At 72.0% G+C, this 21,070-nt stretch carries 19 protein-coding genes; 6 read left to right on the top strand and 13 right to left on the bottom strand.

The genetic code is table 11. From position 1 onward, the window contains the following. The first annotated feature begins 147 nt into the window (after positions 1-147). Positions 148-1,491, top strand: a complete 1,344-nt coding sequence (locus tag ACH4S8_RS39025) for a UDP-glucose dehydrogenase family protein (RefSeq protein ID WP_398402959.1) — start codon at positions 148-150, stop codon at positions 1,489-1,491. A 223-nt stretch (positions 1,492-1,714) separates the two neighbouring features. Here ACH4S8_RS39025 and ACH4S8_RS39020 read toward each other — a convergent pair whose 3' ends face one another. After that, complete coding sequence (locus ACH4S8_RS39020) at positions 1,715-2,272, bottom strand: CGNR zinc finger domain-containing protein (protein ID WP_398402957.1); 558 nt, start codon at positions 2,270-2,272, stop codon at positions 1,715-1,717. A gap of 125 nt (positions 2,273-2,397) precedes the next feature. Between ACH4S8_RS39020 and ACH4S8_RS39015 the strand changes: the two genes are divergently transcribed. After that, positions 2,398-2,757 carry a VOC family protein gene (locus tag ACH4S8_RS39015; protein WP_398402955.1) on the top strand — a complete coding sequence of 120 codons (360 nt, stop codon included), beginning with the start codon at positions 2,398-2,400 and terminating at the stop codon, positions 2,755-2,757. A 116-nt stretch (positions 2,758-2,873) separates the two neighbouring features. On the opposite strand, the gene ACH4S8_RS39010 is transcribed toward ACH4S8_RS39015, so the two are convergent. From ACH4S8_RS39010 to ACH4S8_RS39000, 3 genes are read right to left on the bottom strand one after another with little or no spacing between them, the layout of a single operon-like run. Next, on the bottom strand, positions 2,874-4,067 hold the full coding sequence (locus ACH4S8_RS39010) for a dipeptidase (protein WP_398402953.1): 1,194 nt from the start codon (positions 4,065-4,067) through the stop codon (positions 2,874-2,876). 5 nt (positions 4,068-4,072) lie between these two features. Continuing rightward, entirely contained in the window at positions 4,073-4,597 is a 525-nt protein-coding gene (gene purE / locus ACH4S8_RS39005; protein WP_398402951.1) for a 5-(carboxyamino)imidazole ribonucleotide mutase, read from the bottom strand. Then, positions 4,594-5,754: a 5-(carboxyamino)imidazole ribonucleotide synthase gene (locus tag ACH4S8_RS39000; protein ID WP_398402948.1), complete on the bottom strand. Its 1,161-nt coding sequence runs from the start codon at positions 5,752-5,754 to the stop codon at positions 4,594-4,596. Before ACH4S8_RS39000 ends, purE begins: the two co-directional genes overlap by 4 nt. A gap of 210 nt (positions 5,755-5,964) precedes the next feature. On the opposite strand from ACH4S8_RS39000, the gene ACH4S8_RS38995 reads away from it, so the two are divergent. Further along, the gene (locus ACH4S8_RS38995; protein WP_398402946.1) at positions 5,965-6,510 is read left to right on the top strand and encodes a GtrA family protein; all 546 of its coding nucleotides are present in this window, start codon (positions 5,965-5,967) and stop codon (positions 6,508-6,510) included. Between the two features lie 98 nt (positions 6,511-6,608). Here ACH4S8_RS38995 and ACH4S8_RS38990 read toward each other — a convergent pair whose 3' ends face one another. Further along, positions 6,609-7,892, bottom strand: a complete 1,284-nt coding sequence (locus ACH4S8_RS38990; RefSeq protein ID WP_398402944.1) for an ATP-binding protein — start codon at positions 7,890-7,892, stop codon at positions 6,609-6,611. Positions 7,893-8,057: 165 nt separating this feature from the next. Continuing rightward, a complete protein-coding gene (locus ACH4S8_RS38985; protein WP_018566970.1) occupies positions 8,058-8,735 on the bottom strand; it encodes a response regulator transcription factor in 678 nt (225 codons plus the stop codon). Positions 8,736-9,258: 523 nt separating this feature from the next. Here ACH4S8_RS38985 and ACH4S8_RS38980 point away from each other — a divergent pair. Further along, on the top strand, positions 9,259-10,758 hold the full coding sequence (locus ACH4S8_RS38980; protein WP_398402941.1) for an oligopeptide:H+ symporter: 1,500 nt from the start codon (positions 9,259-9,261) through the stop codon (positions 10,756-10,758). A 165-nt stretch (positions 10,759-10,923) separates the two neighbouring features. Here the strand turns inward: ACH4S8_RS38980 and ACH4S8_RS38975 are convergent, their stop codons facing one another. From ACH4S8_RS38975 to ACH4S8_RS38950, 6 genes are all read right to left on the bottom strand, one after another. Next, the gene (locus ACH4S8_RS38975) at positions 10,924-12,198 is read right to left on the bottom strand and encodes a hypothetical protein (RefSeq protein ID WP_398403023.1); all 1,275 of its coding nucleotides are present in this window, start codon (positions 12,196-12,198) and stop codon (positions 10,924-10,926) included. Between the two features lie 62 nt (positions 12,199-12,260). Beyond that, a complete protein-coding gene (locus ACH4S8_RS38970) occupies positions 12,261-13,367 on the bottom strand; it encodes a neocarzinostatin apoprotein domain-containing protein (protein ID WP_398403021.1) in 1,107 nt (368 codons plus the stop codon). Between the two features lie 5 nt (positions 13,368-13,372). Further along, positions 13,373-14,350, bottom strand: coding sequence for a hypothetical protein (locus ACH4S8_RS38965; protein WP_398402939.1), 978 nt, complete (start codon positions 14,348-14,350; stop codon positions 13,373-13,375). Between the two features lie 30 nt (positions 14,351-14,380). After that, entirely contained in the window at positions 14,381-15,133 is a 753-nt protein-coding gene (locus ACH4S8_RS38960; RefSeq protein WP_398402936.1) for an LPXTG cell wall anchor domain-containing protein, read from the bottom strand. A 304-nt stretch (positions 15,134-15,437) separates the two neighbouring features. Beyond that, a complete protein-coding gene (locus tag ACH4S8_RS38955; protein WP_398402934.1) occupies positions 15,438-16,001 on the bottom strand; it encodes an ATP-binding protein in 564 nt (187 codons plus the stop codon). A gap of 274 nt (positions 16,002-16,275) precedes the next feature. Beyond that, positions 16,276-16,644 (bottom strand): STAS domain-containing protein, encoded by a 369-nt coding sequence (locus ACH4S8_RS38950; protein WP_037628234.1) that lies wholly within the window; start codon positions 16,642-16,644, stop codon positions 16,276-16,278. Positions 16,645-16,899: 255 nt separating this feature from the next. Between ACH4S8_RS38950 and ACH4S8_RS38945 the strand changes: the two genes are divergently transcribed. Then, the gene (locus tag ACH4S8_RS38945) at positions 16,900-17,808 is read left to right on the top strand and encodes an RNA polymerase sigma factor SigF (protein WP_398402931.1); all 909 of its coding nucleotides are present in this window, start codon (positions 16,900-16,902) and stop codon (positions 17,806-17,808) included. A 256-nt stretch (positions 17,809-18,064) separates the two neighbouring features. Next, entirely contained in the window at positions 18,065-19,654 is a 1,590-nt protein-coding gene (locus ACH4S8_RS38940) for a ricin-type beta-trefoil lectin domain protein (protein WP_398402929.1), read from the top strand. Between the two features lie 42 nt (positions 19,655-19,696). Here ACH4S8_RS38940 and hutI read toward each other — a convergent pair whose 3' ends face one another. After that, positions 19,697-20,908: an imidazolonepropionase gene (gene hutI, locus ACH4S8_RS38935; protein ID WP_398402927.1), complete on the bottom strand. Its 1,212-nt coding sequence runs from the start codon at positions 20,906-20,908 to the stop codon at positions 19,697-19,699. Positions 20,909-21,070: the final 162 nt, after the last annotated feature.

Below are 21,070 nucleotides of genomic sequence, written 5' to 3'. Positions count from 1 at the left end.
CCGTTAAGTAACACAATTTTAAAGGTCTCGCCCGCGAGACGGATACGTGAGCTTGGCGACAGAGGGAAAACTGCCCGTGGAAGCGCTCCCCGAAGCCCCGACTATGCTCAGGCGCGCACCTCCGCGCCGCACACCCCAGGAGCACCCATGGCCCTCAAGATCACCGTGATCGGCACCGGCTACCTCGGCGCCACCCACGCCGCGGCCATGGCCGAGCTCGGCTTCGAGGTCCTCGGGCTCGACGTGGTTCCGGAGAAGATCGAGATGCTCCAGCGGGGCGAGGTCCCGATGTTCGAGCCCGGTCTCGAGGAACTGCTGCGCAAGCACGTCGCCGGCATCGAGGGCTCCACCGGCCGGCTCCGCTTCACCATGGACTGGGCCGAGGTCGGAGCCTTCGGCGACGTCCACTTCGTGTGTGTGAACACGCCCCAGAAGCACGGCGAGTACGCCTGCGACATGAGTTACGTCGACGCGGCCTTCGAGTCGCTGGCGCCGCATCTGCACGGTCCCGCCCTCGTCGTCGGCAAGTCCACCGTGCCCGTCGGCTCGGCGGAGCGGCTCGCCGCCCGGCTCGCCGAGCTGGCGCCCGCGGGCGAGGACGCCGAGCTGGCCTGGAACCCGGAGTTCCTGCGTGAGGGCTTCGCCGTGAACGACACGCTGCACCCCGACCGGATCGTGGTGGGCGTGCGCGGCGAGCGCTCCGAGAAGCTGCTGCGCGAGGTCTACATGACGCCGGTCGCCGAGGGCACGCCGTTCGTCGTGACCGACTTCCCGACCGCCGAGCTGGTGAAGACGTCCGCGAACTCCTTCCTCGCCACCAAGATCTCCTTCATCAACGCGATGGCCGAGGTCTGCGAGGCCGCCGGCGGCGACGTCGCCAAGCTGGCCGAGGCCATAGGGCACGACGAGCGGATCGGGAGCAAGTTCCTGCGCGCCGGGATCGGCTTCGGCGGCGGCTGTCTGCCCAAGGACATCCGCGCCTTCATGGCACGCGCGGGCGAGCTGGGCGCCGACCAGGCGCTGACCTTCCTGCGCGAGATCGACTCGATCAACATGCGGCGCCGCGGGCAGATGGTGGAGATGGCCCGCGACGCGCTCGGCGGCGGCTCGTTCCTCGGCAAGCGGGTGGCCGTGCTCGGCGCGACGTTCAAGCCGGACTCGGACGACGTGCGCGACTCCCCGGCACTGAACGTCGCCGGGCAGATCCACCTCCAGGGCGGCCAGGTCACCGTCTACGACCCGAAGGGCATGGAGAACGCCAAGCGGCTGTTCCCGACGCTCGGGTACGCCGGCTCGGCCGTGGAGGCCGTGCGGAGCGCCGATGTCGTCCTGCACCTGACGGAGTGGCGCGAGTTCCGCGAGCTGGACCCGGCGGTGCTGGGCGAGGCGGCCACGTCCCGGGTGCTCCTCGACGGGCGGAACGCGCTGGACCCGGAGCTGTGGCGCCGGGCCGGCTGGACGTACCGGGCGATGGGACGACCCACCGCCTGAGCCCTCTCGCCGGCGGCGTGAGCCCCCTTGCGGCGGGCCCGAGCCCTCTTGCCGACGGGCGCCGGCCGGGAGCGTGGCGGGTGACGCCGCTCCGGCCGAGGCTCAGTCGGCCGGAGCGGCGCCGGTTGCATTCTGCACCACTTCGCTGTGCCGCGGCCTAAGACCGCCGGACCGTGTCCGGCGTCCGGTCCCGCCGCCCGCAAGATCTTCCGTCGCGCGGGGACTACTTGGCGCGGTAACGGCGCATCTTGGCGCGCGCCCCGCACACCGACATCGAGCACCAGCGGCCACGGCCCGCGGGTGATCGGTCGTAGTACGCCCAATGACAGGTCGGGGCCTCGCAGGCCTTCAGGCGCGGCCAGGTTCCCTCGATCAGCGACTCGGCGATCGCGGCGGCGACGCGGAAGGCCAGGGGGGCCGGGGAGGCCACGTCCGCCGGGACCGGAAAGGCCGGTGCCGGGGCCGGGGAAGCCGCTCCGACCGCGGGGACCAGGCGCGCGGCGCCTCCGTCCTGGTCGAGCGTCACGCGCAGGGGCGCGCGGGCGAGGAGTTCCCCGAGCGGGGTCACCTCCCGGTGCGCCGGGTGACCCGCGTGCGCCAGGCACACCGCCCGCAGCGACTCGCGCAGCTCGCGGGCCCCCTCCGCCTCGCCCGCCGTCAGGCCGAACCGGGCCAGCCCCTCGGGCGTGTCCAGCGAGTCGGCGCCCGACTCGATGTCCAGGGTGTTCACCAGGGCCTGGACCAGGGCCAGAGAGCCGGGTGCGGGCGCTCGGTCATTCATGGTTGCGACGTTACCTCCGATGCGGGACCATGCAGTAACCGTTACTCCTTGAAGCGTCCTACAGGTAACCCGGCGGCCCGGACGGACACCCCGCCGGTGTCGCCGCAGATCCCACGGAGGAAGTCATGGCTCTCGCCACACTGGACGTCGTCGTCCTGGACTGTCCCGACCCGCGCACGCTGGCCGAGTTCTACGCGGCGGTGCTGGGCGGCACCATCGCGGAGGAGACCGACTGGATCGACCTGGACCTGCCCGGCGGCCGGAAGCTGGCCTTCCAGGCTGCGCCCGGGTACGTACCGCCGCGCTGGCCCTCGCCGGACGGCTCGCAGCAGTTCCACCTGGACCTGGCCGTCGAGGACCTCGACGTGGCGGAGAAGGGCGTGCTGGAGCTCGGCGCGACGCCGCTGGACACCGAGGACAGGTCGCGTTCGTTCCGGGTGTACGCCGACCCGGCCGGGCACCCGTTCTGCCTCTGCGCCTGCTGACCGCGCCCGGCCGCGCATGCCGAAGGCGCCCGGGCGGTGGGCCCGGACGCCTTCGGCGGCCCCGGAGTCCGGGGCTCGACAGCCCGGTGACTCGGTGAGCCGTCAGCCGTCAGACGTCAGCCGTCCAACTGTTCCAGCGTCGCGTTCGACGGTGCCCGGCGGGAGCGGAGGTCGCGGGACACGTCCTCCGCCGCACCCAGCACGCGCACGGCGTTCTGCCAGGTCAGCTTGGTCACGTCGGTGGACGACCAGCCGCGGTCGAGGAGCTCGGCGATCAGGTTCGGATAACCGGAGACGTCGTCCAGGCCGGCCGGGGTGAACGCCGTGCCGTCGTAGTCGCCGCCGATGCCGAGGTGGTCGATGCCGGCGACCTCGCGCATGTGGTCGAGGTGGTCGGCGACCGTCGACACCGTCGCGACGGGGCGCGGGTTGTCCTCCTCGAAGGCCCGGTGGACCTTCATGGCCTCGGCGGTGGTGTCGAGGTGGTGGAAGCCGTTGGCGCGCATGTTCTCGTCGGCCGCGGCCGTCCACTCGACCGCCGCCTGGAGGACGAACTTCGGCACGAACGTCACCATCGCCACTCCCCCGTTGGCGGGCAGTCGCTCCAGCACGTCGTCCGGGATGTTGCGCGGGTGGTCGCACACGGCGCGGGCCGAGGAGTGCGAGAAGATCACCGGCGCGACGGAGGTGTCGAGCGCGTCGCGCATGGTCGTCGCGGCCACGTGCGAGAGGTCCACGAGCATGCCCTCGCGGTTCATCTCCCGTACGACCTCGCGGCCGAACGCGGACAGGCCGCCCACCACGGGGACGTCCGTCGCCGAGTCGGCCCAGACGATGTTGTCGTTGTGGGTGAGGGTCATGTAGCGGACGCCGAGCGCGTACAGCGCGCGCAGGGCGGCGAGGGAGTTGTCGATCGAGTGACCGCCCTCGGCCCCCATGAGGGAGGCGATCCGGCCCTCGGCGCGGGCCGCCTCCATGTCGGCGGCGGTCAGCGCGGCCCGCAGGTCCGCCGGGTAGCGGTCGATCAACTGCCGTACGCAGTCGATCTGTTCCAGCGTGGCCGTCAGGGCGCCGGGCAGGTCCGAGCGGACGTACACCGACCAGTACTGGGCGCCGACGCCGCCCGCGCGCAACCGGGCCAGGTCCGTGTGCAGGTGGGCGCTCTGGTCGGCGGCGAGGTCACGGGCGCCGAGGTCGTAGCGGACCTGCTCCCGCAGGGCGTAGGGCAGGTCGTTGTGCCCGTCGACGACCGGGAACTCGTCGAGCAGGGCCCGGGCGCGGTCGATCGACGGCAGGGAGGACGACGGCATCCGCGTCACTTCCCGAAGCCGAAGCCGCCGCCGGCACCCTCGACCTTGGCGCGCAGGCGCTTGCCCTTCTCGGTGGCCTGGTCGTTCAGCTCCTGCTGGAACTCCCGCATCCGGCCGAGGAGTTCCTCGTCGTGGGCGGCGAGCATCCGGGCGGCCAGCAGACCGGCGTTGCGGGCGCCGCCGACGGAGACGGTCGCCACGGGCACGCCGGCCGGCATCTGCACGATGGAGAGCAGCGAGTCCATGCCGTCGAGGTACTTGAGCGGGACGGGCACACCGATGACGGGCAGCGGGGTGACGGACGCCAGCATCCCGGGCAGATGGGCGGCGCCGCCGGCGCCCGCGATGATCGCCTTGAGCCCGCGCTCCGCGGCCTGCTCGCCGTACGCGATCATCTCGCGCGGCATGCGGTGCGCGGAGACGACATCCACCTCGTAGGGGATCTCGAACTCGTCCAGAGCCTGGGCGGCGGCCTCCATGACCGGCCAGTCGGAGTCCGAACCCATGACGATGCCTACAACGGGGCTCATTCGGTGATCGTGCCTCTCAGGTAGCCGGCTGCGTGCCGGGCGCGCTCAAGGACGTCGTCCAGGTCGTCGCCGTAGGTGTTGACGTGGCCGACCTTACGGCCGGGCTTCACGTCCTTGCCGTACATGTGGATCTTGAGCTGCGGGTCGCGGGCCATGCAGTGCAGGTACGCGGAGTACATGTCGGGGAAGTCGCCGCCGAGGACGTTCGCCATGACCGTCCAGCGGGCGCGCGGGCGCGGGTCGCCGAGCGGGAGGTCCAGGACCGCGCGGACGTGGTTGGCGAACTGGGAGGTGACGGCGCCGTCCTGGGTCCAGTGGCCCGAGTTGTGCGGGCGCATGGCCAGTTCGTTGACGAGGATGCGTCCGTCGCGGGTCTCGAAGAGCTCGACGGCCAGGTGCCCGACGACGCCGAGTTCCTTGGCGATGCGCAGCGCCAGTTCCTGCGCCTCGAGGGCCAGCTCCTCGGCGATGCCGGGCGCCGGGGCGATCACGGTGTCGCAGACGCCGCCGACCTGCTGGGACTCGACGACGGGATAGGCGACGGCCTGGCCGTGCGGGGAGCGGACGACGTTCGCCGCGAGCTCCCGGGCGAAGTCGACCTTCTCCTCGGCCAGGACGGGGACGCCGGCGCGGAACGGCTCGGCGGCCTCCTCCAGGGAGCGGACGAACCAGACGCCCTTGCCGTCGTAGCCGCCGCGGACGGTCTTGAGGATGACGGGGAAGCCGTCGCCCTCCTCCCCCTCGGCGAGGCCTTCCGCCGCGAACGCGGCCACGTCCTCCACGTCGGTCACGATGCGGTGCCGGGGGCACGGCACACCGATCTCGTCGAGCTTCGCGCGCATCACGCCCTTGTCCTGGGCGTGCACGAGCGCGTCCGGGCCCGGCCGGACGGGGATGCCGTCCGCCTCCAGGGCCCGCAGGTGCTCGGTCGGGACGTGCTCGTGATCGAAGGTGATCACGTCGCAGCCCCGCGCGAAGTCACGCAGCGTGTCGAGGTCGCGATAGTCGCCGACGACGACCTCGCCGACGACCTGCGCCGCGGAATCCTGTGGAGTGTCACTGAGGAGCTTGAACTTGATGCCGAGCGGGATGCCCGCCTCGTGTGTCATACGAGCGAGCTGCCCCCCGCCGACCATGCCGACTACCGGGAACGTCACGCTCCAAGAGTATCGGCCACGCCGCGGTGGCCGGTTTCCGCGGTGATACGCCCGATTTTCCCTGCCGGTGACCGCGTCTTTTCTTACCTGTGAGCACATGCACAGGCATCGCGGCAGGGCGCTGGTTAGCATGGGCTGGTTGGCGTATTCCACTCGCGCGTTCACCTGCGCGGCAGACGACACGACCCACCGACGGGGGCTGGCGACACCATGGGCAGTGCCACATCGGGGCCTCGAACCGGGCCTCGCAACGCGGTTCGGCGCCGCTTCGACCTGCTTTTCCGCGAGGTCGCCAAGTTCGGCGCGGTGGGCGGTGCGGGGCTGCTCGTCAATCTGCTCGTCTTCAACCTCGTACGCCACCTCACGGGCCTGCAGGTCGTGCGGGCGAGTGTCATCGCCACGGTCGTGTCCATCGTCTTCAACTACGTCGGGTTCCGCTACTTCACCTACCGGGACCGCGACAAGGGCGGGCGCACCAAGGAGCTGACGCTCTTCCTGCTGTTCAGCGTGGTGGGCCTGGTCATCGAGAACGGTGTGCTGTACGCGGCGACGTACGGCTTCGGCTGGGACAGCCCGCTGCAGAGCAACGTCTTCAAGTTCCTCGGCATCGGCGTCGCGACGCTCTTCCGCTTCTGGTCCTACCGCACCTGGGTGTTCCGGGCGCTGCCGGCCCGGGAGGCGGTGGCCAGCGCCGAATCGTTCCTGGACGAGGAGCCCGAGCCCGGGACGCGCCGCCCGCGGGCCCGCGTGAACTGAGCGCGCCCGTCCTGCCCGACCGGCCGTCCCGCTGCCCGACCGACGGGCCGCCCCACCGCCGGACCCTGCGCTCGTCCGCCCCCTGACCAGGCGTTTTCCTACCTGACCGTGCGCTCCTCGCCGTCCTCCGGGAGCCGGGGCGGGCGCTTGAGCGGGGTCCGGGACAGGAACATGCCGAAGACCGGCGGCTGGGCCTGGAGCATCTCCAGGCGTCCTCCGTCGGCCTCCGCGAGGTCGCGGGCGACGGCGAGACCGATGCCGGTGGAGTTGCGGCCGCTGATGGTGCGCTCGAAGATGCGGGCGCCGAGGTCGGTGGGGACGCCGGGGCCCTCGTCGGTGACCTCGATGACGGCCTGGTTGCCGATCACGCGGGTGCGCAGCGCGACGGTGCCGCCGCCGTGCATGAGGGAGTTCTCGATCAGTGCCGCGAGGACCTGGGCGACCGCGCCCGGGGTGCCCACCGCCTGCAGATGGCGCTTGCCGGAGCTGACGATCGCGCGGCCGGCGCTGCGGTAGGCCGGGCGCCATTCCTCCAGCTGCTGCTTGATGACCTCGTCGAGGTCGAAGGAGACGGCGGAGCCGGTACGCGGGTCGCGGGCGTTGGTGAGCAGGCGCTCGACCACGTCCGTGAGGCGCTCCACCTGCGTCAGCGCGATCGTCGCCTCCTCCTTCACCGTGTCGGGGTCGTCGGTGAGGGTGATCTCCTCCAGGCGCATGGAGAGCGCCGTCAGCGGTGTCCGAAGCTGGTGGGAGGCGTCGGCGGCGAGGCGGCGCTCGGCGGTGAGCATCCGGCCGATGCGCTCGGCGCTGCTGTCCAGCACGTCGGCGACCCGGTCCAGCTCGGGAACGCCGTAGCGCTTGTGCCGCGGGCGGGGGTCGCCCGAGCCCAGCCGTTCCGCCGTCTCGGCGAGGTCGGTGAGCGGGGAGGCGAGCCGGTTGGCCTGGCGTACGGCGAGCAGGACGGCGGCGATGATCGCGAGCAGGGCGACGGCGCCGATGACCAGGAGCGTGCGGCCGACCTCCTTGGTCACCGAGGAGCGGGGCTCCTGGACGGTGACGGTCTCCCCCGACTCGCCCTTGGCGCTGTACTGGATGACGTCACCGGTGGGCTGGTTGCCGACCTCGATGGGGTCGCGGCCCGGAATCCTGATCACGGCGTAGCGCCGGTCGGTGACCTGGTTCCTGAACGTCTCGGCGGTGATGTTCTCGTCGCCGAGGATGCGGCTGTCCACGATGCTGGCCAGGCGCAGCGCCTCGGAGTCCACGCGCTCCTGGGCGCTGTTGCTGATCGTGCGGGTCTCGACGATGACGAGGGAGACCCCGAAGACGGCGATCACCACGAGGACGACGGCGAGGGTGGACTGGATCAGACGGCGACGCACGGGGTCCTCCGGGCAGATGGCTGTACCGGGACCAGTGTGCACGTTCGCCGCTCCGGCCCGAGCGGGGCGCCGGTCCGGGGCGCGGGGGCTTCCCCCCGCCCCGGACCGGACGGGCCTCAGGTGTCCCTGCGGAGCTCGGCACTCCTCGAAGCGGAAGCCGACGCCTCAGCTCTTCTCGAAGCGGAAGCCGACGCCTCGTACCGTCGCGATGTAGCGGGGGTTCGCCGCGTCGTCGCCGAGCTTCTTGCGCAGCCAGGAGATGTGCATGTCGAGGGTCTTGGTGGAGGACCACCAGGTGGTGTCCCAGACCTCGCGCATGAGCTGGTCGCGGGTGACGACGCGGCCCGCGTCCCGGACCAGGACCCGCAGGAGGTCGAACTCCTTCGCCGTGAGCTGGAGTTCCTCGTCGCCCATCCAGGCGCGGTGCGACTCGACGTCGATGCGCACGCCGTGGGTGGCGGGCGGCTGCTGGGGCTCGGCGGCGCCGCGCCGGAGCAGCGCCCGTACCCGGGCGAGGAGTTCCGCGAGCCGGAACGGCTTGGTGACGTAGTCGTCGGCGCCCGCGTCGAGGCCGACGACGGTGTCCACCTCGTCGGCGCGCGCGGTGAGGATGAGGATGGGGACGGTGTGGCCCTCGGCGCGGAGCCTGCGGGCGACTTCCAGGCCGTCCATGCCGGGCAGTCCGAGGTCCAGGACGACCAGGTCGACACCGCCCTGCATTCCGGCGTCGAGCGCGGTGGGGCCGTCCTCGCGGACTTCGACCTCGTAACCCTCCCGGCGCAGGGCACGGGCCAGCGGCTCCGAGATGGACGCGTCGTCCTCGGCGAGCAGTACACGGGTCATGGGGTGATGGTAGACCGCCGTGGAGTACGTCCGGGCAGTGATCCGCCTCCGTGATTCACACCCTCCGTCCGGGTGTTTCTTACCTGCGGGTTCGGGATGAGATCATGAACAACACCTTCGAATGATCGTCTGCGGTTCCACGATCACCTGTGATCCATGTCTCAAGTCCTTCCATATGGGGCATTGCGATGTCGTATGGTGACCTAACGCCTGATGCACCGCTTCGGGACCTTTGGCTGGAACTTGATGCTGAAGGTCTCTTCTGTGTGCGGGCTGGTGTCAGCCAGCCTTCGAAGGAAAGACCTGTGGCCGGGCCCGGACGCGCTGACGCGTGCCGGGCGTGGATCCCGGTGGTCGCCGTCCACCGCTCCGTCATCCGGAGCGGACTCCCCGAGGGCGTGGGGAGACGGACGCCGAACCCCGCCGGTGCCGGCCGCCCCCCATGGGCGCGTATTTCCCCGACCTCTCGGTTCCACGTGAGCGGGGTACCCCCAACAGCGCGTCCCGACCAGCAAGGATCGACATGGCGTCCAGCCTGACGAAGGACTCGTCGGCTCCGGGAATCTCCGGTTCCTCCGAGAAGACCTTCTTCGGCCACCCCCGCGGACTGGCCACTCTCTTCATGACCGAGATGTGGGAGCGTTTCTCCTACTACGGGATGAAGGCACTGCTCCCGCTGTACCTCGTGGCACCGGGCGGTCTGCACCTGAGCGCGGCCACCGCGACCGCGATCTACTCGGTGTACCTCTCCCTGGTGTACCTGCTCGCCCTGCCCGGCGGCTGGTTCGCCGACCGCGTCCTCGGCCCCCGCAAGACGGTCGCCGTCGCGGGTCTGATCATCATGCTGGGCCACCTCACGCTGGCTCTGCCCTCCTCCGGCACCTTCTACGGCGGCCTCGGCCTCGTCGCGATCGGTTCCGGTCTGCTGAAGGCCAACATCTCCACGATGGTGGGCCACCTCTACGACGGCCCGGACGACCCGCGCCGTGACGGTGGCTTCACGCTGTTCTACGTCGGCATCAACCTCGGTGCCTTCGCCGCTCCGCTGATCATCGGCACCGTCGGCGAGAGCGTCAACTGGCACCTGGGCTTCGCCCTCGCCGCGCTCGGCATGGCGCTGGGTCTCATCCAGTACCTGCTCGGCGGCCGTCACCTCAGCGCCCGCTCGCACGAGGTCCCCACGCCTCTGACGGCCGAGGAGAAGTCCGCGACGCTGCGCAAGTCCGCCCTGTGGGCCGCTGTCGCCGTCGTGTTCTACGCGATCGTCGGCTTCTCGGGCCACTACACGCTGAACTGGCTGCTGGTCCCGATCATCATCGCCGGTCTGGTCATCCCGGTCATGGTCATCGGGCGCATCAAGCGCGACAAGTCCCTGGACCGCGCCGACCAGTCGAAGATGTCCGCGTACATCTGGTTCTTCGTCGCCGCGGCCGTCTTCTGGATGATCTACGACCAGGGCGGCTCGACGATGTCGATCTTCGCCGACGAGTCGGCCAAGAACACCATCTTCGGCTGGGAGTTCCCGGTCTCCTGGTACCAGTCGGTCAACCCGGTCATGATCATGGCGCTGGCCCCGGTCTTCGCCTGGGCCTGGCTGTGGCTGAACAAGCGCGGCAAGGAGCCGAGCACGGCGACGAAGTTCGCCTCGGGTCTGATCCTGATCGGCGCGTCGTTCTTCCTCTTCCTGGCCCCGCTGACGATCGCCGAGGGCGGTCACAAGGCGGCCGCGATGTGGCTGGTGGCGATCTACTTCGTGCAGACCGTCGGTGAGCTGCTGCTCTCCCCGGTCGGCCTCTCCGTCACCACGAAGATGGCTCCGGCGAAGTACGCCTCCCAGATGATGGGTGTCTGGTTCCTGGCCGTCACCGCCGGTGACGCCACGACCGGTCTGCTCTCCATCGCCAACGTCGACCTCAACAAGACGGGCATCGTCGCCCTGGAGGCCACGCTCGCCGTGATCGCCGGTGTCGCGGTGTGGATGTACCGCAAGAAGGTCAAGGCGCTCATGGGCGACGTCCACTGACGTCGGTTCCACAGCACGGCGAGGGGCCGCCGCACCGTTCGGTGCGGCGGCCCCTCGCCGTTTCCGCGGCCGGCTCGCTCCCCGGGCCATGAACCGGGCCGGGGACCGGATCCAGAGCCACGGCCGGGGATCGGCGCGCGCCGGTCACCGGCTCTGGCATCCCGGTCACCGGCTCCGGCGTCCCGGCATGAACGTGAAGACCGCGCCGCCCAGCAGGATCACCGTGCCCGCCACCAGCGCGAGCGCCTCGAGGGCGCTGTGGCTGTCGGAGCCCGTCTCCGCCAGGCCGCCGCTGGACGACGTACCGGCGGACCCGGAACCGGACGAGGTGGACCCGCCGCCCGAGGCGCCGCTCGCCTGCTCCGAGGTGTCCAGGGTCAGCGAGACTTCGGACGTGGTCGGGGTGCAGGTCGTCGTCGTACCCAGGGCCATCACGGTCAGCACCCCCGGGGACAGCGTCGACGATCCGGTCGCGCCCGGTTTGTAGGTGCCCGTCAGATCGGGGATCTCGATCGGGTCGCCGGACTTGATGGGCGCGGAGTTCGTCGGACCCTCCACATGCACCGTGCCCTTGTCCGCGCCGCCCAGGACCACCTCCATCGACGGCTTCACGGAATCCGCGGGGATGTCCGCCGGGCTGTCCATCACCGACGCCTTGAACTGCACGGTGAGGTCGAAACTCCCGCCGTTCTTCCTGGCGTCGATCTGGACGGCCGAGGTGGCGTTCTTGTCTCCGATGGGCGTCTTGCACGCGTAGGGGACGGAGACCTCCTTGCCGGTGAAGTCGGTCTGCCCGCTGCCGGAACCGCCGGTGTCGCTTCCTCCGCCGGTCCCGCTGCCGCTCGGCGACGGGGTGGCCGACCCGCTCGGGGTCGGGGTGGGGGTGGGGGTCGACGGCGGCGTGGGGGTCGGAGTGCCGCCCGTCCCGCCGCCGCTCGTCACCTTGATGGTCGCCGAGGGGTTCACCGCCTCCTTGGGCGTGCACTTGGTGTCGGTGGAGATCGGCTTGCTGACATTGATGTCGTACCCGTCCGGGGTGAGCGTGACGTCGCCCGCCGTCGTCAGCTTCAGCCTGCCCGTCATGTCGGACAGCTTCATGTCGCTGTTCTTGGGGATCGCCGGGTTCGTGCGCGACCCCTCCATCGCGATGTCGGCGGTCTGCGCTCCGCCCGCCTTCAGCGTCCCGGTGGGCTTGACGGTGTTCGCGTCGAGGTCGAGGACGTCGGGGTTCTTCGAGGCGGCCTGGGTGAACTTCCAGGTGACGGTGACCTCGTCGCCCACCTTCGCCTCGGCGGGCGCGGTGATCTCCACCTTCGTGGTGCCCTCCACCGCGGGCAGACCCGAGATCGCGGGCGGGATGCATTCCGTCCTGTACGACACCTCGGCGGCCTGCGCCGGAACGGCGGCCACCCCCAGCAGGATGCCCGCACCGCCGAGCATCAGCGCGACTCCGGCCGCGCCCGCTCTGCGGCCTCTGACCGGCACCACTCTCCGTAGCGTGCTCACGTATGCCCCTTTCTCGTCTGCGTCGTCGGACCGTTCTCGTGCGGTGCGGAGAGCTGACGGTTCGCCCCGGTCCCCGGATCGTCGTCCGGGGTGAACCAGGGCAGGGCCGGGCCCGGGGAGGCGGAGTCGTCCGCCGGTGTCCGGGGGGCGGGGTTCGCCCAGGGCAGGCGCAGGGTGAGCTCGCCCGGCCGCAGACCCCGGTGCCGTCCCGCCCGCCCGCCCGGCCGACGGGGACGCACCCGGTCCACCACGGCCATGCCGGCCCGGAACACCGCGGCCGGGACGACCACGCAGAGCAGGATCCAGAAGACGGTGACGCCCCAGGGACGGCCGACGCCCCACGGCTGTTCGGCGAGCACCTTCCCGCCGTACTTCAGCGAGACCGTGTAGTCGCCGTGCGCCCCGGCCGACAGCTCGACCGGGATTCTGATCTGCGCCTTGCGGCCCGGCGCGATGGTGCCGCGCCACTGCTGTTCCTCCCACTGCGGGGCGAACACCCCGTGAGCGGTGCCGACCTGGAAGACCGGGTTCTTCACGGGGGCGGTGCCGACGTTGCCGACCGTGAGCACGAGGGTGCGCGAGGGCGGCGAGCCGAACCAGGTCAGCAGACCGCTCGACCCGTCGAGCCGGGTGTCGGTCAGCACCGAGATCCGGCCGCCGCCCTCCTCCTTCGGCAACGGCTCGACCGCGTGGCCCGCCACCATGAAAAGGGCGTCGGCCTCGGCCTTCTCCCCGGTGACGGTGGCGACGTGCACCACGCAGGGGCACGGCTCGGGCGGCTCGGCCACCGGCAGCTTCTTGCTGAAACCGCCCTGGGCGTCGGTGGTGACGGCCCGTCCGTCGGCGTTGGCGCAGGAGTTGGTGCCGCCGATCACCCCGCGCGAGGGCACGGACTGCCCGCAGATCAGCATCATCAGCAGCGTCCCGGGCCGCCATCCGCTGCCGGTCACGGTGACCGAACCACCGCTTCCCGCCTCGGACTTGGACAGGGTGACGCTCGGCTTCCCGGCCGCGGAAACCGACAGCGCCGAGGCCGCCGCCGACGGGACCAGGACGAGCACCAGCACCGCCCCCAGCACCGCCGCCCGTATCTTGCACCCCAGGACGCTCACGACACCGCTCCCGTCGACTCGACCTCCGTGCCGCGCTGTTCGCCGGCCCCGCCGTCCCGCGCCCGGCGCCCGCGACGCCCCGGCCCCCTCACCCCGGCCCGCCTCCGGTGTCGTACGGCGGGCACGGCGCCCAGCAGCACCAGAGCGCCCCCCGCCCCGGCCACCGTCCCCCACGGCACGAACCGGACCTCGGCGTCCGCCGCCCCGCGCACCCCGCCCGCCGCCGTCACCGTCAGCCGCACGTCCGCCGCGTCGAGCGCCGGCGGGTCGGTCCACGCCTCGTGGAGCGTGACGCGGCGGCCCGGCGGCAGCTCGACGGGCAGGGCGCGCGGGCCCCGGTCGAGGAGGGTGCCGAAGACCCCGTCGACGTGCACGGCGAGCCGTGGAGCGAGGACCGTGGTGCCGCGGTTGACCAGCTCGTACGAGATCCGGCCGCCGCCCACCCTGACGTGCTCGACGGTCAGCGCCGGCAGCGCCGGTCCCGGCACCCGGAGCCGGACCCGGACCGCCGAGGTGCGGCCGCCGCCGCTCGCGACGATCGCGCCGGGATGGTCACCGGGCGCCGCCCCGGCCGGGACACCGATGGTGAACGGCACATCGGCGCGGGTGTGCGCCGGGACCCGTACGGACAGCTCCCGCACCGCGGTCCGGCGGCCGTCCGCGTGTCCGGCGAAGGCGATCCACGCGCCCGCGTCCGCCGGCCGTCCGCGCGCGGTGCGGACACCTCCGGCGGCGTTGCCCGCGGTGCCGCGCAGCCGGACGGTGAGGGGCCGGGCACCCGGGTTGAGCACGGACACGGCGTCCTGCAGGACCGTGCCCGGCGCGCCCTCCGCGTAGACGAGGGGCCGTCCGTCGGCCGTGCCGCCCGCGGCCGGCACGACGGACCAGCCCCCGGCGGCCAGGGCCGTCGGTGCCGCGCTCAGCAGCACCAGGGTCAGGCCCAGCACGCGGGCAGCGGGGAGTGCGTACGGCATGCGGCGGCTCCAGGTCGTGGTGCGGGACGGTCAGCGGCGTACCGCCTGATGCCTGCGCGTGAGCCACAGCACGCCCGCCGCGCCCGCGAGCAGGACCGTGCCGCCGAGGGTGCCGAGGGCGATCACGGAGTCCTCGGGGCCGGTCTGCGGGAGGGAGCCGCCGGAGTCGGTGCCGCTCGTGCCGGAGCCGGAGGAGCCCGAGGCCGACGAACCCGACGTCGACGAGCCGGAACCGCCGGCCGCCGTGACGTCGAGGGTCAGCGAGGGGCCCGGACTGTTCGCGGGCGTGCAGGTGGTCGTGGTGCCGAGGGCCTTGATGGTGAGGACGCCCGCGGTGAAGGTGACCTTGCCGGACTTCTTCGGCGTGTAGGTCCCGCTCAAGTCATTGATCTTGATGGGGGTGTTGGCGGGGATGGCGGCCGCGTTGGCCGGACCGCTGACCGCCACCGTGCCGCTGTCCGCGCCGCCCACCTTGATGACGGCGCTCGGCGACATCGCGCCCTTGCCGAGTTCGACCGGGCTGGAGGAGACACCCTTCTGCCAGGACATGGTGAGCTTGTAGGAGCTGCCGCTCTTGACGCCCTTGATGTCGATGGGCGAGACGGCGCTCTTGTCGCCGATCGGCGTCTTGCACTGGTAGTTGACGTCCACCACGTTCGCCCGGGCTGCGGGGGCGGCCGTCAGCACCGCCGAGCCGGCCAGGGCCGCGGCGAACGCGAGCGCGGCGGTTCGTTTCTGGTACGTCCGGTACGACACGGGCCTGCCCCTCACTCCTGACGGCATTCACGCCAATTTTCTGACGGAACATCAGATCGGCCGTCAAGGTACGCCCGGGGACTTGTGGAGGGAAGACAAAGTGCGCGCCGGATCCGTGAGGATCCGGCGCGCACCGGGTGCCGTACGAAGGAGGTTTCGAACCGCGGGCGACCGGCGACGGCCGACGGGCGGACAGCCGGGAGGACGACCGGAAGGACGGCCCTCCCCGGCGAACCGGGAGGCGGGCCCACCGGGCCGACGGGACGGACGGGCCCGCGAGACCGACGGGACGGACGCCCCGCAGGCGAGGCCGACCGGCCGGGCCGGGAAGCTACGCGGGAGCGCCCAGTTCCGCCCATACCGTCTTGCCCGCGACTCCGGGCGTGCGGACGACGCCCCAGTCCAGGCAGAGCCGCTGCACGATGAACATGCCGTGGCCGCCTGGACGGCCGGCGCGGTGCGGGGTGCGCGGGGCGGGCTGGCCCGCCCCCCGGTCGGAGACCTCGATGCGCAGCACCTTGTTGTCACAGGAGATCCGGAGCTCGTCCGGGCCCTCGGCGTGCAGACAGGCGTTGGTGACCAGCTCGGAGACGACCAGCAGGACGTCCTCGGCGGCCGCCCGCCGGTCGGCGCTCGCCGCGGGCAGCCAGCCCCACGCGTACAGCGCCTGCCGGGCGAAGTCGCGGGCGAGCGGCACGACGCCGCTCTCGCCGCCGAGGCTCAGCGCCCGGATCTGGCGGCCGACGGTCGCGGGGGCCGCGCCGGCCGGGGAGGCGCCGTCGGCGGACGTCGTGCCGTCCACGGACGCCACGCTCCGCGCGGACACCGCGGAAGCGCCGCCGTCGCCCGACTCCGGGCCGCGGTCGCCCGGCGAGCAAGGCCGGGTGGTGCTCATCAGCGCTTCACCTCACCGATTCACCGGTTCACGATTCAAGACTCAGTACGCAGTACTCAGTACGGATGGAGCAACGGCTTTCACCGCTTGTGGATCAACAACTTCCGCCGCGCCCGCCGCCCGCCCCTGGGCCACCGGCGCGTCCAGGATGTCTCCTGCCCGACGGAACGGTCCGAACACCCACTTATTCGGCACGGAACCCGTGACGCCGGTGGCGTGCCGGTCCCCCAGGGGCACCCGGGACGTGGGCGGCGGCATGACGGACGGCCCCGGATCAGGCGGACAGGGCCGCTTCGAGCGTGTCGTGGACGGTGAAGACGGCCTCCGCCCCGGTGATCTCGAAGACCCGTGCCACCACCGGCTGCATCGCGGCCAGATGCACCCCGCCGCCCGCGGCCTCGGCCTTCAGCCGGGCTCCGAGCAGCACGTTGAGCCCGGTGGAGTCGCAGAACTCCAGCCGGGAGCAGTCGATGACCAGCCGCGCGTACCCCTTTTCGAGGCACCCTTCGAGTGGCTCACGCAACAAATCGGCCGTGTGGTGATCGAGCTCACCCGCGGGGGTCACGACAGCGCTCGTGCCTTCTTCCCGCACCTCGACAAGAAGCCGGCCAGACTGTGCGCTGCCGACCGTCCCGCGGTCCATGCCGTCTCTCTTCCGGGTGTCGCGACTACTGACGTACGCACTCGAACACTACGCCTTCTCTACGTCACCCGACACCCGAACAACCCCATGAAAATGGACATTTCGCCGGATAAGACACTTGCGGCGAGTTCGAGAAACCGGGTAGGGCTAGAAGAGACACCTATCCGACCCGGCCGGCTTTGGAGGCGCCGCACACCGCAGTGCACACGTATTGGCATCGGCGGCCATATGCCGAGCGAGAACGATGGAGGGCACATGTCACCCCGGCTCGACGCATCGCAGACCCTGACGGCGACGTCGGCTCCCTCTCCGGAATCCCCGGAGCACGTCGACGGAACCGGAACCGACGGAGTCGACGCACTCGCCGGACTCCCGGAGATCCCCCCGTACGACAAGGTGGGGCCGGTGGACGCACGGGCTCTGTCCAAGACGCTCTTCGCGCGGCTGCAGTGCCTCGAAGAGGGCACGCACGACTACGCCTACGTCCGCAACACGCTCGTCGAACTCAACCTCGCGCTGGTGAAGTTCGCCGCCTCCCGCTTCCGCTCCCGCAGCGAGCCGATGGACGACATCATCCAGGTCGGCACCATCGGCCTGATCAAGGCGATCGACAGGTTCGAGCTGAGCCGCGGGGTCGAGTTCCCCACCTTCGCGATGCCGACGATCATCGGCGAGATCAAGCGCTTCTTCCGCGACACCTCCTGGTCGGTGCGGGTACCGCGCAGGCTCCAGGAACTCCGGCTCGACCTGGCCAAGGCCGGCGACGAACTGGCCCAGCGCCTCGACCGCGCCCCGACCGTGGACGAGCTGGCGCAGCGGCTCGGCATCAGCCGCGACGAGGTCGTCGAGGGCATGGCCGCGTCCAACGCCTACACGGCCAGTTCGCTGGACGCCCAGCCCGAGGACGACGACTCCGAGGGCGCGCTCGCGGACCGCATCGGCTACGAGGACGGCGGACTCGAGGGCATCGAGTACATGGAGTCCCTGAAACCGCTGATCGCCGAACTCCCGCAGCGCGACCGGAAGATCCTCTCGCTGCGGTTCGTGGCGAACATGACCCAGGCCGAGATCGGTGACGAACTCGGCATCTCCCAGATGCACGTCTCCCGGCTGCTGTCGCGCACCCTCGTGCGGCTGCGGAAGGGCCTGACCGTCGAGGAGTGACAGGACTTCGCGGCCCGCGGGGCCGCGCATCCGGGCGGTCCGGCGCGAAGAGCGCCGGGCCGCTCCGTCTTTCCCGGTCAACCCGCGCTTTCACGGTCAACTCGCTCTCCGCACGGGGAGGTTGAGAGCGCTCCCATGGAATCGTTGTTCAACAACTCTTTTCCCGGAAGGCCGATCCCGCCACTATGGGCATCCCAAACTGGCCGGTACGTCAGTTCGGGACGAGCACGCACCAGGTGCGGGGAGGCGGACGAACATGGCGCAGGGGGACCCGGCCGACAAGGACACCGCGGCCGAAGGCGACGGACCGGCCGCGGGGACGTCCGACGCACGGCTGACCGAGCTGCTGCGCGGCGGAACCTCGACGGCGTACGCGGCCCTCCAGGAACTCCGCGGACGCCACCGCGCCTCGGTCCTCGCCTACTCCCGGCTGTGCACCACCGGAGAGTCCGGAGCCGGGCAGCTCGCGGCGGGGACCTTCACCCTCGCGGCCCGCGAGACGGCCCGCGGCATCGACCCGAACGTCCCCTGGCGGCACCAGCTCCTGCTGCTGACCGCGCGGGTGGCCGCATCGTGGGCCCGGGACCAGCGGGCCGCGGGCCTCGACCCCGGACTGCTCCTCGTCCTCAGCACGGCCGGCCCCTCCGGCCCCGTCCCCTCCCTGCTCCCCGCCTTCCAGTCGCTCCCGTCCCGCGCCCAGGGCCTCATCTGGTACGCGGTCGTGGAGCGCGAGCCGGCGGAGCGGACGGCGGTCCTGCTCGGCCTCACCCCCGAGGACGTCACGTACGGCACCGACCAGGCGCTCCAGTCGCTGGCCCAGGCCTGTCTGAAGTACCGGCTGGCCGCCTCGGACGATCCGCGCTGCGGAGACTTCCGCCGGCTGATCGAGGAGTCGGTGCGGCCCGACAACCCCCGCTCCAGCACCGACCTCAACACCCACATGGCGCGCTGCGCGCACTGCTCGGCCGCGTACGAGGAACTGTCCGCCCTGCGCGACCATCCGCGCTCCGCCCTGGCCGAGGGCCTGCTGCCGTGGGCGGGTACGGCGTACGTCACGAACGACGTGCCGGAGGCGGGGTCCGTACCGCCCCCCGTACCCGCTGCCGGCCCCCGGTCGTCGCTGCTGTCCCGGCCGCCGTCCCGCCGGGTCGTCCTGACCTCGGCGGCGGCACTCGGCGTGGCCCTGGCGCCGGTCCTGTTCCTGCTGCTGTCCTCGGGCGAGACGCCGGCCACGGGCGCGGCGGGTTCGGTCTCCGCGCCGTCGGGCCGGCCCGCGGTGACCGTCACGGCCACGGTCCCCGTCACCCCGTCGGCCCCGAAGCCCTCCCGCTCGTCCTCGCCCTCGCCGTCGGCGACCTCCGCGTCGCCCTCCCCGTCCCGCAGCTCGGCGCCGCCGAGGTCGCCGAGCCCGAAGCCGACCCCGACCGTCGTCTTCCGCCCGCCGGGCGGCGCCTCCACCCAGGTGGTGAACGTCGCCTCGGGGCTGTGCCTGGACATCCGCGACGGCGACTTCGAGAAGGGCACCGATGTCATCACGGCGCCCTGCACCTCCTCCTCCACCCAGCGCTGGCGCGTCGACACCGGCACCGGTTCCCTCCGGTCGGCCGCCGACGACGACTTCTGCCTGGACAGCCGCGGCTCCGTCGACCGGGGCGTGGGCATCTGGGAGTGCTCCTCGCTCGACGGCGGCCACGGTGACAACCTCCGGTTCACCGTCGACGGCGACGGCGTGATCCGCCCGGCCGTGGCCATCGAGACGGCGGTGACGCCGGACGGGGGCGGCGGGCTGTCCCTGGTGCCGCTGACCGGGGGCACGGGCCAGCGCTGGCGCGCGGGCAACGCCTGACGGGTCCCTTGAGGGGACGGGTCCCTGCGGCCCGCGGGACGCTCAGATCTCGCGGACGCCGCGCCGCCAGACGCCGGTGACCAGCGGGACGCCCGGGCGGTAGGCGAGGTGCACGTGGCTGGGGGCGTCCAGCAGCGTCAGGTCCGCGTAGGCGCCCGGCGCGAGACGGCCGACGTCGTCGCGGCGCAGTGCCCGCGCGCCTCCCGCGGTCGCCGACCACACGGCCTCGTCCGGGGTCATCCGCATGTCCCGCACGGCGAGCGCGATGCAGAAGGGCACGGACGAGGTGAAGGACGAACCGGGGTTGCAGTCGGTGGACAGCGCGACCGTGACGCCGGCGTCGATCAGCCTGCGGGCGTTCGGCCACTCGGCGCGGGTGGAGAACTCGGCGCCGGGAAGCAGCGTCGCCACGGTGTCGCCGCTCGCGAGGGCGTCGACGTCCGCGTCCGTCAGGTGGGTGCAGTGGTCGGCGCTCGCCGCGTCCAGCTCGACGGCGAGCTGGACACCGGGGCCGTACGAGAGCTGGTTGGCGTGCACGCGCGGGTGCAGGCCCTTGGCCTTGCCGGCCGTGAGGATCGCCCGCGCCTGGTCGCCGTCGAAGGCGCCCTTCTCGCAGAAGACGTCCACCCAACGGGCGTACGGGGCACAGGCGTCGAGCATCTCGCCGGTCACCAGGGCGACATAGCCGGCCGGGTCGTCGGCGTAGTCCGGGGAGACGATGTGCGCGCCGAGGTAGGTGACCTCGTCGGTGTGCGAGGCGGCGATGCGCAGCGCGCGGGCCTCGTCCTCGACGGTCAGGCCGTAGCCCGACTTGGTCTCGAAGGTCGTGGTGCCCTGGCGGAGGGCCTCGCGCAGATAGCGCGTGAGGTTGCGCTCCAGCTCCTCGTCGGAGGCGGCGCGGGTCGCGGCGACCGTGGTGCGGATGCCGCCCGCGCTGTACGCGCGGCCGGACATGCGGGCGTTGAACTCCTGGGTGCGGTCGCCGGCGAAGACCAGGTGCGAGTGGGAGTCGACGAAGCCCGGGATCACCGCCCGGCCACCGGCGTCGACGCGGTTGTCGGTGGCGGGTGCTTTGCTTGATTCACCGGTCCACGCGACGCGGTCGCCTTCGATGACGACGGCCGCGTCCTGGATCAGACCGAGGGGGGAACCTCCCCCAGTCTCGAACTTGCTCGACCGGGGGGACCCCCATCCGAGGGAGGGATCGTTGGTGACCAGACTGGCGATGTTGGTGATGACGGTCGTGCTGCTCATGGCGTCCTCAGGGGTGGCGGGACTGCTGGTGGGGGGTGCCGGGCGGGCGGTGGGAGGCGGCGGGGGGGGGGGGGGGGCCCCCCCCCCCCCCCCCGGCCCCGCCCCCCCCCCCCCCCCCCCCCCCCCCCCCGCCCGCCCCCCCCCCCCCCCCCCCCGGCCGCC

The sequence above is a fragment of the Streptomyces sp. NPDC021080 genome (assembly GCF_044333225.1).
In the GTDB taxonomy this organism is placed as follows: Bacteria; Actinomycetota; Actinomycetes; order Streptomycetales; family Streptomycetaceae; genus Streptomyces.
The sequence above is the reverse complement of the archived record's forward strand: the minus strand, read 5'-3'. Positions and strand labels throughout refer to the sequence as shown.

Coding starts and splice junctions, on each gene's coding strand:
- ACH4S8_RS39025 (WP_398402959.1), top strand. CDS start 148: ATGGCCCTCAAGATCACCGTGATCGGCACCGGCTACCTCGGCGCCACC.
- ACH4S8_RS39020 (WP_398402957.1), bottom strand. CDS start 2,272: ATGAATGACCGAGCGCCCGCACCCGGCTCTCTGGCCCTGGTCCAGGCC.
- ACH4S8_RS39015 (WP_398402955.1), top strand. CDS start 2,398: ATGGCTCTCGCCACACTGGACGTCGTCGTCCTGGACTGTCCCGACCCG.
- ACH4S8_RS39010 (WP_398402953.1), bottom strand. CDS start 4,067: ATGCCGTCGTCCTCCCTGCCGTCGATCGACCGCGCCCGGGCCCTGCTC.
- purE (WP_398402951.1), bottom strand. CDS start 4,597: ATGAGCCCCGTTGTAGGCATCGTCATGGGTTCGGACTCCGACTGGCCG.
- ACH4S8_RS38995 (WP_398402946.1), top strand. CDS start 5,965: ATGGGCAGTGCCACATCGGGGCCTCGAACCGGGCCTCGCAACGCGGTT.
- ACH4S8_RS38985 (WP_018566970.1), bottom strand. CDS start 8,735: ATGACCCGTGTACTGCTCGCCGAGGACGACGCGTCCATCTCGGAGCCG.
- ACH4S8_RS38980 (WP_398402941.1), top strand. CDS start 9,259: ATGGCGTCCAGCCTGACGAAGGACTCGTCGGCTCCGGGAATCTCCGGT.
- ACH4S8_RS38975 (WP_398403023.1), bottom strand. CDS start 12,198: ATGCTCGGCGGTGCGGGCATCCTGCTGGGGGTGGCCGCCGTTCCGGCG.
- ACH4S8_RS38965 (WP_398402939.1), bottom strand. CDS start 14,350: ATGCCGTACGCACTCCCCGCTGCCCGCGTGCTGGGCCTGACCCTGGTG.
- ACH4S8_RS38960 (WP_398402936.1), bottom strand. CDS start 15,133: ATGCCGTCAGGAGTGAGGGGCAGGCCCGTGTCGTACCGGACGTACCAG.
- ACH4S8_RS38955 (WP_398402934.1), bottom strand. CDS start 16,001: ATGAGCACCACCCGGCCTTGCTCGCCGGGCGACCGCGGCCCGGAGTCG.
- ACH4S8_RS38950 (WP_037628234.1), bottom strand. CDS start 16,644: ATGGACCGCGGGACGGTCGGCAGCGCACAGTCTGGCCGGCTTCTTGTC.
- ACH4S8_RS38945 (WP_398402931.1), top strand. CDS start 16,900: ATGTCACCCCGGCTCGACGCATCGCAGACCCTGACGGCGACGTCGGCT.
- ACH4S8_RS38940 (WP_398402929.1), top strand. CDS start 18,065: ATGGCGCAGGGGGACCCGGCCGACAAGGACACCGCGGCCGAAGGCGAC.
- hutI (WP_398402927.1), bottom strand. CDS start 20,908: ATGAGCAGCACGACCGTCATCACCAACATCGCCAGTCTGGTCACCAAC.